At 62.8% G+C, this 13,364-nt stretch carries 10 protein-coding genes, 1 tRNA gene and 2 pseudogenes; 8 read left to right on the top strand and 5 right to left on the bottom strand.

Features of this window, described 5'->3' with window-relative positions; genetic code table 11:
* Positions 1-14 precede the first annotated feature (14 nt).
* The 3 genes and pseudogenes from WJU18_RS23955 to WJU18_RS23945 form a co-directional block, all read right to left on the bottom strand.
* A pseudogene (locus WJU18_RS23955) lies at positions 15-1,330 on the bottom strand (glycerate kinase type-2 family protein).
* A gap of 19 nt (positions 1,331-1,349) precedes the next feature.
* Entirely contained in the window at positions 1,350-2,495 is a 1,146-nt protein-coding gene (locus WJU18_RS23950; RefSeq protein ID WP_423456152.1) for a hypothetical protein, read from the bottom strand.
* A 197-nt stretch (positions 2,496-2,692) separates the two neighbouring features.
* Positions 2,693-2,768: transfer RNA gene (locus tag WJU18_RS23945), tRNA-Thr, on the bottom strand.
* A 143-nt stretch (positions 2,769-2,911) separates the two neighbouring features.
* Between WJU18_RS23945 and WJU18_RS23940 the strand changes: the two genes are divergently transcribed.
* From WJU18_RS23940 to WJU18_RS23925, 4 genes are all read left to right on the top strand, one after another.
* The gene (locus tag WJU18_RS23940; RefSeq protein ID WP_423456151.1) at positions 2,912-3,826 is read left to right on the top strand and encodes a dienelactone hydrolase family protein; all 915 of its coding nucleotides are present in this window, start codon (positions 2,912-2,914) and stop codon (positions 3,824-3,826) included.
* Positions 3,827-3,969: 143 nt separating this feature from the next.
* The gene (locus WJU18_RS23935) at positions 3,970-4,878 is read left to right on the top strand and encodes a ZIP family metal transporter (RefSeq protein WP_423456150.1); all 909 of its coding nucleotides are present in this window, start codon (positions 3,970-3,972) and stop codon (positions 4,876-4,878) included.
* 238 nt (positions 4,879-5,116) lie between these two features.
* Positions 5,117-5,506 carry a DUF4398 domain-containing protein gene (locus tag WJU18_RS23930; RefSeq protein WP_423456148.1) on the top strand — a complete coding sequence of 130 codons (390 nt, stop codon included), beginning with the start codon at positions 5,117-5,119 and terminating at the stop codon, positions 5,504-5,506.
* 25 nt (positions 5,507-5,531) lie between these two features.
* Positions 5,532-6,383, top strand: a complete 852-nt coding sequence (locus WJU18_RS23925; RefSeq protein WP_423456146.1) for an OmpA family protein — start codon at positions 5,532-5,534, stop codon at positions 6,381-6,383.
* Between the two features lie 21 nt (positions 6,384-6,404).
* Here WJU18_RS23925 and WJU18_RS23920 read toward each other — a convergent pair whose 3' ends face one another.
* Both WJU18_RS23920 and WJU18_RS23915 read right to left on the bottom strand, forming a co-directional pair.
* Entirely contained in the window at positions 6,405-7,292 is an 888-nt protein-coding gene (locus tag WJU18_RS23920; RefSeq protein WP_423456144.1) for a DMT family transporter, read from the bottom strand.
* 62 nt (positions 7,293-7,354) lie between these two features.
* The gene (locus tag WJU18_RS23915) at positions 7,355-8,491 is read right to left on the bottom strand and encodes an aromatic ring-hydroxylating oxygenase subunit alpha (RefSeq protein ID WP_423456142.1); all 1,137 of its coding nucleotides are present in this window, start codon (positions 8,489-8,491) and stop codon (positions 7,355-7,357) included.
* Between the two features lie 277 nt (positions 8,492-8,768).
* On the opposite strand from WJU18_RS23915, the gene xseB reads away from it, so the two are divergent.
* The 4 genes and pseudogenes from xseB to WJU18_RS23895 all read left to right on the top strand — a co-directional run bounded on the left by xseB (position 8,769) and on the right by WJU18_RS23895 (position 13,229).
* On the top strand, positions 8,769-9,011 hold the full coding sequence (xseB, locus tag WJU18_RS23910) for an exodeoxyribonuclease VII small subunit (RefSeq protein WP_423456140.1): 243 nt from the start codon (positions 8,769-8,771) through the stop codon (positions 9,009-9,011).
* The gene (locus WJU18_RS23905; RefSeq protein WP_423456138.1) at positions 8,996-9,910 is read left to right on the top strand and encodes a polyprenyl synthetase family protein; all 915 of its coding nucleotides are present in this window, start codon (positions 8,996-8,998) and stop codon (positions 9,908-9,910) included. The genes xseB and WJU18_RS23905 overlap by 16 nt, the downstream gene beginning before the upstream one ends.
* A 132-nt stretch (positions 9,911-10,042) precedes the next feature.
* Positions 10,043-11,940, top strand: a pseudogene (gene dxs, locus WJU18_RS23900) (1-deoxy-D-xylulose-5-phosphate synthase).
* A gap of 206 nt (positions 11,941-12,146) precedes the next feature.
* A complete protein-coding gene (locus tag WJU18_RS23895; RefSeq protein ID WP_423456136.1) occupies positions 12,147-13,229 on the top strand; it encodes a TRAP transporter substrate-binding protein in 1,083 nt (360 codons plus the stop codon).
* The last annotated feature ends 135 nt before the right edge of the window (positions 13,230-13,364 follow it).

Raw genomic sequence — 13,364 nt, 5'->3', positions numbered from 1 at the left:
CAGGTTCCCTGGTGTCACGTCACCAGAATGGCCCGGAAATCATTGACGTTCGTATGCGTGGGGCCCGTCACGACAAGGTCGTCCAGAGCTTCGAAGAAGCCATAGGCATCGTGCCGCGCCATGTATTCCAGCACGGTGAGCTTCCGGCTTTCCGCGCGGGCCAGCGTATCGGGGGTGACCAGGGCGCCGGCGTTGTCTTCCACTCCATCGATGCCGTCGGTGTCGGCCGCCAGGCCCCAGACACCGGCTTGCCCCTGCAGTGCCTGTGCCAAGCCCATGCAGAACTCGCTGGCGCGGCCGCCACGCCCCGGTTGAACGCCAGGAGCTACCGGGCCGAGCGTGACCGTGGTTTCGCCGCCGCTCAGGATCACGCAAGGCTTCTCGAATGCTCCTTGGCCATGCGCGACGGCCCGCGCCAGGGCCGCATGCATTTTGCCGATTTCACGTGATTCACCTTCGATTTCGTCGCTCAGAATGTGAGCAGCCAGCCCGGCGGCGCGAACTGCGCTGGCGGCGGCTTCGAGCGACTGGCGCGGGGCGGCAATCAGGCGCGCCGAGTGGCGGGCGAACAGTGCATCACCGGGTTTTGGGGTTTCCAGCGCGCCGCTTTCCAGTGCAGCGGTCACAGGGGCCGGTAGTTCGATCCCGTAGCGCCGGGCAATGGCCAGCGCTTCAGCGCAGGTGCTTTCGTCGGCCACGGTGGGGCCGCTGGCAATCACGGCAAGATCGTCGCCCGGCACGTCGCTGATGGCCAGCGTCAGCACCTGGGCAGGACCGCAAGCGGCAGCCAGCCGGCCGCCCTTGATGCGTGAAAGGTGCTTGCGCAAAGCGTTCATCTCGTGGATACCGGCACCACTGGCCAGCAACTGACGGTTGATGCGCTGCTTGTCCTCAAGACTCAACCCCTCCGCCGGCAGCGTGAGCAGCGCCGATCCGCCGCCAGAGATCAGGCACAGCACCAGATCATCGGCGGTCAGCCCGCCGGTCAAGGCCAGAAGATGCTCAGCGGCTTGCATGCCAGCCGCATCGGGGACCGGATGAGCGGCTTCCACCACCTCGATGCGCGGTGTCACCCCCGCCGGGCGTGCGGGCGTGTGCCCGTAGCGTGTCACCACCAGGCCCGAAAGCGGCGTATCCGCCGGCCACGCCGCTTCCACTGCATGTGCCATGGCACCGGCTCCTTTGCCTGCGCCCAGCACCAGTGTGCGGCCTTTGGGGGGGCGGGTAGAAAGGCCGGCAGGCAGTGCGAGGGCTGCGCACGGGCAACGGCCACGTCCAACAAGTGGAGCAGAAATTCGCGGGGCGCGGAGGTCGGGTTGGGAGCTTGCATGGCGGGCTGGTTCACTGCGCTAGAGCGTGATCATGACGGCAAAGGGCAACGTCAAATAGTAACTCTCCAGCAGAAACTCGCCCCAGAACTGAAGTCCGCTCAATTGGATAGTCGTGGCGGCCTGGCTGCCGTCCAGGCGCAGCGCGTAGAGCGTGGAGGTGCGCGAGGCGGGCTTCTTCGCGCGCATGACCCGTATTCCGGCCACCGGTTGGCGGTAACTCATTCTGAGTTGGTGCAGATCGTCCTCGAAACCGGCCAGGAAGTTGTCGCGCCATTGGTTCAATTGGCTCAAGTCCGATGCGGATAGCATCAGGCCGATCGGCTGGTTTCCTGCAGCCAGGGTGGCGCTATAGCGTTCCCAGGCCTGCTGCAGCATGGCGTCCGCGAGCTGCAAGTCGTATGAGTCACGCAGGCGTTCGCCGTGGGTACGGGCGAGGTTAATCTCCTGCGGCGTGAACCGACGGCGATCCGCAGGGTTGGTGGCGTCGCGCCGCGTGGCCTCCATAAATGCTCTGGCGGCCCGAATCATGGAAAAGCCTGACTGGATCGTTTGCCGCTCCTTGGCCGCTCTGTGGATGCTTCTGGCCTGCTTCAGCTTGTCTTCGAAGTCGAACGGCAGCCCAGCCCAGAGATCGGTCAGATCAAGCAGTTCGTCTCCCGTTAAAGAGAGTTCGGTCCGCTGGGATGCAAGCGCGGCGTCGGTTTTCAAACAGCGGTTGCGCGCGGCATTGACGATCGCACGCACCATCTGGCCGGCGGGGGATCTGTACAGGCCGCTGCGGCAGGCGGCCAACTCGGCCAATTCCTGGCTTGTCAAGTGCAGGCCCAGGCGGTGGTTGCGCGTTGCCAATGTGTTTTGCCATCCGGGACGGCCACGCAAACGCGTCAGCAGCGCCAGGAGCTCCTGGCGGCCCGAATCGGTGTGCCTGTTCAGCGTCTCGAAGACCTCCTCGGCATCCCGCACCGCCGTCACCAGAGCCATCAGCGCTGTCTCGGTTTCGGCGTGGCATGGCGATGGCGGGGCTTTCGATGGCAACCTGTGGGCATGAAGCGACTTTCTCGCGTAGCCGGAGCCTACCGAGACAGGAGATTTCTTTTGTGGCCAAGCCGCTTTTCCGGAGGCGCTGCAGGGGCTGTTGACGGTTTGGTGAAGCGAGCGCGGCATGGTCGTTACTCCTGGAGATCCTGGGGCGCAGGAGTGTCCGCCACGCCCGTCACGATGACTTTGGTTAAGTAACCATTGGCGGAGCCCGGTTCCATGCGCCGCGTTTTGCCATATCACGTGGTCCGCTGATTCCCAGGCGAGCTTTTTCTGATGGCGAAAAAAACCGCACAGTTCATTGAACTGTGCGGTTTTAGAGATGGTGCCGACGACCGGAATCGAACTGGTGACCTACGCGTTACGAGTGCGTTGCTCTACCAACTGAGCTACGTCGGCGAATTATTGGAAACAACGATTATATAACGGCTGAGAGCTCAAAGCTGCGCTCAGTTCAGTTGGCAGCTTTTTGCCTTGAAAACGGCCAGGTGACAAAAAACCCGTCTAGACTGACGCGTTTTCACCAACCCTGGAGTGCTGCCATGCTGAAAAACGATCATGTCACTGATGCGCAGGCGTTGCTGGATGGGCCGTCCGGCCTGTCCGCCGTGCCCACCCGCCGTACCGCGCTCAAGTTGGGCGTAGGCGTGGGATATGCGGCAGCTACTTTGCCGATCATGGCGCAGACGGCCATCAAGACTTCTGCCGAAGGCCTGGAAGCGGGGGAGGTGATGGTGGATGTGGCTGGCTTCAAGATGCCGGTCTATCGGGCTCAGCCCGCCGGCAAGACGGGCTTGCCCGTGGTGCTGGTGCTGTCGGAGATCTTCGGGGTGCATGAATATATTGCAGACACTGCGCGGCGCTTTGCCAAGGCCGGTTATCTGGCACTGGCGCCCGAATTGTTCGTGCGCCAGGGGGATGCGCAAAGTTATGGCGAAATGGCCAAGTTGATGAGCGAGGTGATTTCCAAAGTGCCCGATGCTCAGGTGCTGGGTGATCTGGATGCCACCGTGGCCTGGGCGGCGGCCAACGGTGGCAATACCGACAAGCTCGCCGTGACGGGTTTCTGCTGGGGCGGGCGCCAGACCTGGCTCTATGCCGAGCAAAACCCGAAGGTGAAAGCCGCCGTGGCCTGGTATGGCCGCCTGGTGGGAGACCCCACGGCGCTGGCTCCGAAGAGCCCGCTCGATCTGGCCGGCCAGTTGAAGGCGCCGGTCTTGGGGTTGTATGGCGGGGCTGACACCGGAATACCGCTTGACACGATTGATAAGATGAAAACTGCACTGGCGAAAGCTGGTGAGCAGGGCAATGCGGCCGCCAAGGCCTCTCAGTTCGTGATCTACCCAGATGCGCCGCATGCCTTCCATGCAGATTACCGGCCAAGCTTCCGCAAGGAAGCCGCCGAAGACGGCTGGAAGCGGGCTCTGGACTGGTTGAAGCAGCACGGCGTTTCCTGATTTGCGATTGCCGCGTCTTCATGCGAGCCGCCCCGCCTGGGCGGTTTTTTTGTCGCCGGGCCGCCCCAAGGCAAGAAAGCACCCCCTTGGGGGCCGCTAGCCGAAGGCGCAGCGTGGGGGCTTTTTTGTTTTTTGTCGGCCCCATGTTATTGATATCGATCCTTCTCGGCACCTTGATCGCCGGCATCGGCAGTGTGTGGCTTGCCGCGGTGTTGTCGTTCGGCGTGCTGGCGCGCTATACCCAGCACATGTTGAGCCTGGCAGCCGGTGCACTGTTGGCCACCGCATTCACCCATCTGTTGCCCGAGGCATTCGAGAGCCATGTCGATGCGCACTCGCTCTTTCTGGTGTTGCTGGGCGGGTTGATCTTCTTCTTCCTGCTCGACAAGGCAGAGCTGTGGCACCACGGCCATGAGCATGCCCCCGCGCTGCCTACACTGGCCGAAGCCATGCACGATGGCGCGGATACCTCGCACCACCACTCGCATGCGGGGCATGAGCACTCGCCTGGGCACGGACATGCGCATGGGCACCAGCATCAGGGCGGCGGCTGGGCTGTGCTGGCCGGGGACAGCGTTCATTGCTTTGGCGATGGAGTGTTGATCGCATCTGCCTTCATGGCCGACATGCGCCTGGGGGTGTTGGCCGCACTGGCGGTTCTGGCACATGAAGTTCCGCACCACATGGGCGATCTGGCCGTACTGCGAGGCTCTTCGAGCAATCGCCGCGCCGCTCTGACCAAAGTGTCGCTGGCCGGTGCGGTCACGGCTCTTGGTGGGCTGGTGGGCTATGCGCTGGTAGGGCAGATGCATGAATGGCTGCCGTACTTTCTGGTCATTGCCAGCAGCAGTTTCATTTATGTGGCGCTGGCGGATCTGATTCCGCAACTGCAAAAGCGCCTCAGCGCGCCGCAAACGCTGGCGCAACTGACCTGGCTGGCGATTGGCATGGGCCTGGTCGTGCTGGTAGGAAATCTCGGTGGCGCGCATGAACATCATGGGGAACCAGCCCATGTTCATGAACATGCGCACGAGCATGAGCACGAGCATTGAACCGTTGAGGTGCCTGCAGCATTTCGTCACGCATTGCAATGCGATGAAGCAAGCATGAGCGGTTATGCATTGATGGTCTGACAGCCTACGCATTTGTCGGACAAAGCCGCCAGCCATGCGGCGGCTGAACTGACACCTCGCGGGCCAGGCTGCTGCCTAGAATTTTCTGGAGTCTTCGCTCAGGCGGGATGTGATGGCTTGGCCATTCTGTCCGCCGTACAAGGAAAGGACCGACTCCATGAAACCGCATTCATCTCCTCACACGCGTTCCGCGTTGGCCGCCGCCTTGGCTGGCTTGCTCGTGCTGGCAGCTTGCGCTGGCAATCCGCCGCGCGAACAGATGGCCGTGGCCAAATCCACGGTGGATCGCGCCACTACTGCGCCAGGCACCGCTGCGGCCGCACCCGTGGAGTTGCAAGCCGCGCGCGACAAGCTGGCACGTGCCGAGAAAGCCATGGCTAACAAAGACTATGACGAGGCACGCCAATTGGCCGAGCAGGCGCAGGCTGATGCCCGTCTGGCGGAAGCCAAGGCGCAGGCGGCGCGGAGCGCGCAAGCCTTGCAGGAAGTCCAAGGCACCGTGCGCACCTTGAATGACGAACTGCAGCGCGGCGCTGCCACCAAGTGATACGCGCCCAACAAGAGGAGTTCCCATGACCCAACGTGTTTTCATTCCCACCGCATTCGCTGTCACGGCTGCCCTGTTTCTTGGTGCCTGTGCTACCCGCATGCCGCCTGCCAGCCTGGAAACGGCCCGCGCTGAAGTCAACCGCGTGGCCGCCAACCCTGATGTGGCCCGCCATGCGCCGCTGGAGCTGAAGGAGGCCACCGACTCCATGGCTCGTGCTGAACGAGCCTGGCGCGACGACAAGGACGCAGCGGAGGCTGACAGCTTGGCATACGTTGCGCGCCAGCGTGCCGGCACTGCATTTGCCGTGGCGCAGGGGCGTACCGCCGAGGATGGCGTGAAGGAGGCCAACACCCAGGCCAATCGTTTGCGTCTGGATGCCCGCACCCGCGAAGCTGAAACCGCACGCGGAGAGGCGCGGGCCGCCCAGAATCAGGCGGCGCAAGCCAATGCGCGCGCCAGTGCGCTGGAAGTCAAGCTCAAGGAGTTGCAAGCACAGCAAACCGAACGCGGCCTGCTGGTGACGCTGGGTGATGTGCTGTTCGAGTTCGGCAAAGCCAATCTGCTGCCCACGGCGGGCCAGCGGCTGGACCAACTAGCGGATTTCCTTCGGCAATACCCTGATCGAAAGCTCATTGTCGAAGGCCACACCGACTCGGTAGGTTCTGACGCCACCAACCAGGCCCTGTCCGAGCGCCGGGCCCAGGCGGTGCAGCAGGCGCTGCTCATGCGGGGCGTGGATGCGGCGCGCATTACCGTGCGGGGTTACGGCAAGAGCTACCCGGTCGCCAGCAATGCGACGCCCGAAGGCCGTGCGCTCAATCGCCGCGTGGAGGTGGTGATCGCGGACGAAAAAGGCAATCTGCGGGCGCGGTAGGCCAAAGAGTCCGGCAGGGGCTCAAGGCTCCTCGGCGGGCAGGTTCGGGGCCGCACGCGTGCGCAAGGCGGTGGCTGCCATGGCGCTGGCAATGATCAGTGCCATGCCTGCCCAGCCCATGGGAGGAATCCGGTCGCCAAAGAGCAGCATGCCATAGAGCACGGCGAACACAATGCCGGAGTATTGAAGATTGGCCACCACCATCGCCGCCCCCCGGGTATAGGCCCGCGTCATGCACAACTGGCCCAGCGCGGCCAGCACCCCCATGGGGAGCAGCCACAAGGCTTCGATGCGCGTGAGGCTGCTCGCCCCTTGTACAAGCATGCCTGCTGCGCCAGCCACGGTGGCGCCGACCGAGAAGTAAAACACCGTGCGTGTTTCGGGTTCACCCGCACGCCCGAGCGCAGCCACCTGCACGTAGGCCATCGCCCCCATCATGCCTGACAGCAACCCGATCAATCCAGCGAAGATCTGATCCTGTTCCAACGTGGGGCGCAGCATCATCACCACGCCAATGAAGGCGGCCAGCACGGTCAACACGAGCGGGCCCTGGCGGCGGATGCCGGCCAGATCGCCCATGGCCAAAGTGCCGCCGATGAGGAAGGTGGCCACCCATACGCCGCTCATGTAGTTGAGTGTCATTGCCGTGGCCAGTGGCAGATGGCCAATGGCATAGAACGAAGCGGCCAGTGCCACCACACCTGCCACGTTGCGCCACACATGCATCATGGGCACAGGCGTGCGGAGGGGAACACGGCGAGCGCGCGCTATGACCAACAGGAACACCATGCCGATCGCGCCTCTGTAAAACACGATTTCCAATGCGCTGAAATAGGGGGAGGCGTATTTCACGCACACGCTCATGCTGGCAAGAAAGAACGAGGCAGCGATCATCCAGACGGCGTGCATGGGCGGCGATTCTCCAAAAAAAGCGCACGCTGGCGCGTGCGCGGGTGGTCGTCAGGACATTCTCAGGTGGAAATGGTGGCGCCCATGGTCCGCCGGTACCACTCATGGAAATGCTGCATGCCGTCTTCCATGGGGCTTTGATAGGGGCCGACCTCGTTGTCGCCGCGCGCCAGCAGCGCCTTGCGGCCCGCGTCCATGCGCTCGGCGATCTCGTCGTCCTCGATACAGGTCTCCATGTAGGCGGCGCGCTGCGCTTCGACGAATTCGCGCTCGAAGGCGACGATTTCCTCAGGATAGTAGAACTCCACCATGTTCATCGTTTTGTCGACGCTGACCGGGTGCAGCGTGGAGACGGTGAGCACGTGCGGATACCACTCCACCATGATATGGGGGTAGTAGGTCAGCCAGATGGCGCCGTGAGAGGGCATTTGCCCTTCGCGGTACTTGAGCAGCTCGCGGTGCCAGCGCTCATAGACCGGGCTGCCGGGCTTGCCCAACTGGCTTGCGACGCCTACGGTCTGCACCGAATAGTCGCGCCCGAATTCCCAGTTCAGGTCGTCGCAGGTGACGAACTGGCCCAGGCCGGGGTGAAAGGGGCCGACGTGGTAGTCCTCCAGATAGACCTCGATGAAGGTCTTCCAGTTGTAGTTGCACTCATGCAGCTCGACATGGTCAAGCGCATAGCCCTCGAACGAGAGCGCATGGCGCGGGCCCATGCCTGCCAGATCGGCGGCGATGTCGCGGCCGTTGTCCTCGAACAGCAGGCCGTTCCATTCGCGCAGCTTGTAATTGTTGAGGTTCAGACAAGGGTCGTGCTTGAAATGCGGCGCCCCCAGAAGCTCTCCCTGGGGAGAATAGGTCCAGCGGTGCAGCGGGCAGACGATATTGCCTCCGGCATGGCCTTTGCCTTGGCCCTGCAGTGAACCGCGGCCCTTGAGCATGATGGCCTGGCGGTGGCGGCACACGTTGGAGATCAGCTCCACGCCGCCGTTGGCATTGCGCACCAGCGCGCGGCCGCCGGCTTCCTGTGGCAAGGCGAAGTAATCGCCCGCGTGCGGCACCGCCAGCTCGTGCCCCACGTAACGGGGGCCATGCTGGAAGATAAGCTCCATTTCGCGCTGGAACAGCGCTTGGCTGAAATAACTGGAGACGGGAAGTTGGCTTGCCGCCTGCTGTAATTGAAGACTCAAATCAGACATGGTGTTCCGATCCAGGACTCCCCCTATGAAGGGGCAGGAAGGAAGCGCTTGTGCATCCGGATTGGATCCGGAAGACGTGGCGCATAGAAATCCCTTGAGCAATGCCAAGGGAACTTTAAATTATAACAGTGAAGGCTTCCCTTCCGATCGTGAGGTTGCTCTTGGCCAGAAGGAACCGCGCGGGGAAGCACGAGGGCCTCGGGCCCCGCCAAGCAGCCCTGGGGTTCGCACTGTATGGATAACCAAATAAAATACCCAATTGCCCATTGATCTCCAGATGTCCAAGAAAACCAACGCCAGCGAAAGTTCGCCGGTTGCCGCCAGCTATGGCGAAGCAGTTCAGCAACTCGAGCAGCTCATCGCCGGACTCGAATCCGGCCAGTTGCCGCTCGAGGATCTGCTGGCCCACTACCAGCGTGGTACCGAATTGCTGTCCTATTGCCGCGACCGCCTGCAGGCGGTCGAAGATCAGGTGCGGCTGCTGGAGGATGGTGTAGTCAAGCCATGGACACCCGAATGACGTTCTCGCTGCTCGATTTCGAACCCTGGATGGCGAGCCAACTGGCTCTGGTGGAGCGTTCGCTTTCGCAATGGGTACGCCCTGATGCGCCTGCCGGGCTGGGTGAATCCATGCGTTATGCCGTGCTCGATGGCGGCAAGCGACTGCGGCCGCTGCTGGTGCTCGGCGCATGCGAGGCCGCTGGCGGCCATGAGCCGGCGGCCTTGCGCGCCGCATGCGCCGTGGAGCTGATCCACGCCTATTCCCTGGTGCATGACGACATGCCCTGCATGGACAACGATGTGCTGCGGCGGGGGAAACCCACGGTCCACGTGCAATTTGGCGAGGCGTTGGCGCTGCTGGCTGGCGACGCCTTGCAGGCGCTGGCCTTTGAACTGCTGACCCCAGCGGATGGCTCCATGCCGCCGGCCATGCAGGCTGACCTGTGCCGCCTGCTGGCGGGTGCCGCAGGGGGCAATGGCATGGCAGGCGGGCAGGCGATCGATCTGGCCAGCGTGGGGCGGGCGCTATCCGAGCCTGAACTGCGCGGCATGCACAAGCTCAAGACCGGCAGGCTGCTGCAGGCCAGTGTCATGATGGGCGCCGCCTGTGCCCACTCGCCCTTGTCGCCTACCGCCCAGGCAGCGCTCGCCGAATACGGCGAGGCCATTGGCCTGGCGTTTCAGGTGGTGGATGACATTCTCGATGTCATTGCCGATTCAGCCGTGCTCGGCAAGACCGCCGGCAAGGACGCGGCGGCTGATAAACCCACCTACGTATCGATCATGGGCCTGGAGCGCTCCCAGGCGCTCGCCGACGAACTGCTGGCAGAGGCGCATCGCGCCTTGCTGGAGAGCGGCCTGCCCAGCGTGTCGCGATTGCGCGCGTTGGCCGATCTGGTGGTAAAAAGACAGAAATGAGATCCCCCTGAGTCGCTTGCGCGCCTTCCCCCCAAGGGGGACGCACCCGGCGGCCTGGCGGAGCCAGCTCCGCGGGTGCCCTGGTGTGGCCTGCTCCGCGGCCCTTAGGGTTGGCTGAAATGAATCACTGATATGAGTTATCCGCTTCTCGATACCATCCATGGCCCCGCAGATCTGCGGCGTATGCCGCGCGGGCAGTTGAAGACCTTGGCCGATGAGGTGCGTGACTGTGTGCTGCAGAACGTGGCGCGCACTGGCGGCCATCTCAGCTCCAACCTGGGTACGGTGGAGCTCACGATCGCGCTGCACTATGTTTTCAGCACGCCGTACGACCGCCTGGTGTGGGACGTGGGCCACCAAACCTACCCGCACAAGATTCTCACGGGCCGGCGCGACCGCATGCCCACGCTGCGCCAACTGGGGGGCTTTCAGGCTTTCCGCAGCGTGCCGAGAGCGAATACGACACCTTCGGCACCGCTCACTCATCGACCAGTATCTCGGCTGCACTGGGCATGGCGCTCGCGGCGCGGCAAAAGGGCGAGGACCGGCACGCGGTCGCCATCATCGGTGATGGCGCCATGACCGCAGGCATGGCCTTCGAGGCCTTGAACAATGCGGGCGTCGAGAACTGCAAGCTCCTCGTGGTGCTGAACGACAACGACATGTCCATCAGCCCGCCGGTGGGTGCGCTCAACCGTTATCTGGCCCAGTTGATGAGCGGCCAGTTCTACGCCGCCGCCAAGAATGTCGGCAAGAACGTGCTGAAAGTGGCGCCGCCGCTCTTCGAGCTGGCCAAGCGGCTGGAGCAGCAGGCCAAGGGCATGGTGGTGCCTGCCACGTTGTTCGAGAAATTCGGCTTCAACTACGTTGGCCCTATCGATGGGCACGATCTCGACTCCCTCATTCCCACTCTGGAAAATATCCGGCAGTTGGACGGCCCTCAGTTCTTGCACGTGGTCACCAAGAAGGGCCAAGGCTACAAGCTGGCCGAGGCTGACCCTGTGGCCTATCACGGCCCTGGCAAGTTCGATCCCGCCGTGGGGCTGGTCAAGCCGGCCACCCCGCCGAAGACCACTTTCACGCAGGTCTTCGGCCAATGGCTGTGCGACATGGCCGAGAAGGACAAGCGCCTGGTCGGCATCACGCCCGCCATGCGCGAAGGCTCGGGCATGGTGGAATTTCACAGGCGCTTTCCGGACCGCTACTACGACGTCGGCATCGCCGAGCAGCATGCTGTGACTTTTGCCGCAGGCCTGGCCTGCGAGGGGCTCAAGCCGGTGGTTGCGATTTATTCCACCTTCCTGCAGCGCGCCTACGATCAGCTCATTCACGATGTGGCCATCCAGAACCTACCGGTGGTCTTCGCGCTGGACCGGGCGGGCTTGGTAGGCGCTGATGGCGCCACGCATGCCGGCAATTACGACATTGCCTTCATGCGCACGGTGCCCAATGTCAGCGTGGCTTGCCCGGCGGACGAGCGCGAATGCCGGCAACTGCTTTCCACTGCCTACGAGCAGAATCATCCGGTGGCCGTGCGCTATCCACGTGGCGCTGGCGTGGGAGTGCAGCCGTTCCCAGGGCTGGATGCGCTGCCTTTCGGCAGGGGCGAAGTTCGCCGGGAAGGTGTTCGAATCGCCATCCTGGCGTTCGGCACCTTGCTTTATCCGGCGCTGGAGGCCGCTGAGCGCCTGAATGCGACCGTGGTCAACATGCGTTGGGCCAAGCCGCTCGACACCGAACTGCTGAGGCAGGTTGCAGGAAGCCACGACGCGCTGGTGAGCGTGGAAGAGGGCTCCATCATGGGTGGCGCAGGCAGCGCGGTCAGCGAGGCACTGCAAGCCGAAGGCATGATCAAGCCGCTGCTGCAGCTTGGGTTACCCGACAAGTTCATCGAGCAGGGCGATCCTGGCAAGCTGCTTGCCCTGCAAGGGCTGGATGCCGCAGGCATCGAGGCCTCCGTGCGGCAGCGCTTCGGCGATCTGCTGGCCGGTGCGGCCACGGTCTCTCCAACACTGAAAGCCGTGGCCTGAAATCGTAGGCACGTTCTGAACGCGGCCTCGGATCGTTTTCGTTCCCCGCGCACTTCACGCCAAGGCACCAGCAATTGCAGGGAGATTGCTGGCGATCAAGCCCATGCTTCGATCGACAGGTGAATCCCTAATGGCTTGGGGTAAGTACTGCCCCTACACTGTGTGTTTCTGAAATTCGTTACTTCATGTCAAGGAGTGTGTTCAATATGGATCGTCGTTCACTCATCAAGCGCACCGGTATTGCCGGCGTTCTGGCCGCTGGTGTAGCGCCCGCCGTGCATGCCCAGGCGGCCGTGCGCTGGCGTCTGGCTTCGAGCTTCCCGAAATCGCTGGACACGATCTTCGGCAGCGCCGAGAAGCTGTCTGAAACCGTGAAGGCGATGTCGGGCGGCAAGTTCGAGATTTCCGTGCACCCCGCGGGCGAACTGATGCCGGCCTTCGGCGTGGTCGACGCGCTGGAAAAAGACACCATCGAGATGGCCGAAACCGCGGCCTACTACTTCACCGGCAAAGACCCTGTCTTCGCCTTCAGCTGCGCAGTGCCCTTTGGTTTGACCACGCTGCAAATGGCCGCCTGGAAAGACCATGGTAACGGCCGCAAGCTGCTGGATGCCTTCTTCGAGAAGTACAATTTCCGCACCATGAGCGCCGGCAACACCACCACCCAGATGGGCGGCTGGTACCGCAAGGAAATCAAGAGCGTGGCCGATTTCAAGGGCCTGAAGATGCGCATGGGCGGCGGCGTGTTCGGCGAGTCCATGGCCAAGCTGGGCGTGGTGGCGCAGAACATGCCTGCCGGTGATGTCTATCAGGCGCTGGAAAAAGGCACGCTGGATGCCGTGGAATTCGTTGGCCCGTACGACGATGAAAAGCTGGGCTACAACAAGGTCGCGCCTTACTACTACTACCCTGGCTGGTGGGAAGGCAGCGCCGATCTGGAGTTCTTCATCAACATCAAGAAGTTCAACGCGCTCTCCCCTGAGAACAAGGCCATCCTGAAGGCGGCCGGTGCGGTGGCCGCGGCAGACATGACTTCCAAGTACCAGGCCGTGAACCCCATCGCCATCAAGCGCCTGGTGGCCAACAAGACCCAACTCAAGGCGTTCCCCAAGGCCGTGATCGACGCGGGCTTCAAGAGCGCCATGGAAGTGTTCAAGGAGCACGAGGCCAAGTCACCAGAGTTCAAGAAGATCCACCAGGACATGCGTGCTTTCCAGCGCGACCAGATCCTGTGGAACCGCTTCTCGGAGTTCCCGTTCAACCAGTACATCAACAGCGTCAAGATCTGAGGGCGTACTGGAGGGAGCGCTTACCGGCGCTCTCATACAAAAAAACCACCGGGAGGTGGTTTTTTTGTGGCCGATGGTTTTGTGACCGGCGGATTGGATTCAGCCTTGGGCTCGGTGTACGCCCAAGGCATCTTT

This window comes from Ottowia sp. VDI28 (assembly GCF_049532675.1).
GTDB lineage: Bacteria > Pseudomonadota > Gammaproteobacteria > Burkholderiales > Burkholderiaceae_C > Ottowia.
Note: the sequence above shows the minus strand (reverse complement) of the source record. Positions and strands in the feature narration are given on the sequence as shown.

Bases quoted from the DNA above. Each gene is read 5' to 3' on its own strand.
- WJU18_RS23915 (WP_423456142.1), bottom strand. From the start codon at position 8,491: ATGTCTGATTTGAGTCTTCAATTACAGCAGGCGGCAAGCCAACTTCCC.
- xseB (WP_423456140.1), top strand. From the start codon at position 8,769: ATGTCCAAGAAAACCAACGCCAGCGAAAGTTCGCCGGTTGCCGCCAGC.
- WJU18_RS23930 (WP_423456148.1), top strand. From the start codon at position 5,117: ATGAAACCGCATTCATCTCCTCACACGCGTTCCGCGTTGGCCGCCGCC.
- WJU18_RS23905 (WP_423456138.1), top strand. From the start codon at position 8,996: ATGGACACCCGAATGACGTTCTCGCTGCTCGATTTCGAACCCTGGATG.
- WJU18_RS23940 (WP_423456151.1), top strand. From the start codon at position 2,912: ATGCTGAAAAACGATCATGTCACTGATGCGCAGGCGTTGCTGGATGGG.
- WJU18_RS23895 (WP_423456136.1), top strand. From the start codon at position 12,147: ATGGATCGTCGTTCACTCATCAAGCGCACCGGTATTGCCGGCGTTCTG.
- WJU18_RS23920 (WP_423456144.1), bottom strand. From the start codon at position 7,292: ATGCACGCCGTCTGGATGATCGCTGCCTCGTTCTTTCTTGCCAGCATG.
- WJU18_RS23935 (WP_423456150.1), top strand. From the start codon at position 3,970: ATGTTATTGATATCGATCCTTCTCGGCACCTTGATCGCCGGCATCGGC.
- WJU18_RS23950 (WP_423456152.1), bottom strand. From the start codon at position 2,495: ATGCCGCGCTCGCTTCACCAAACCGTCAACAGCCCCTGCAGCGCCTCC.
- WJU18_RS23925 (WP_423456146.1), top strand. From the start codon at position 5,532: ATGACCCAACGTGTTTTCATTCCCACCGCATTCGCTGTCACGGCTGCC.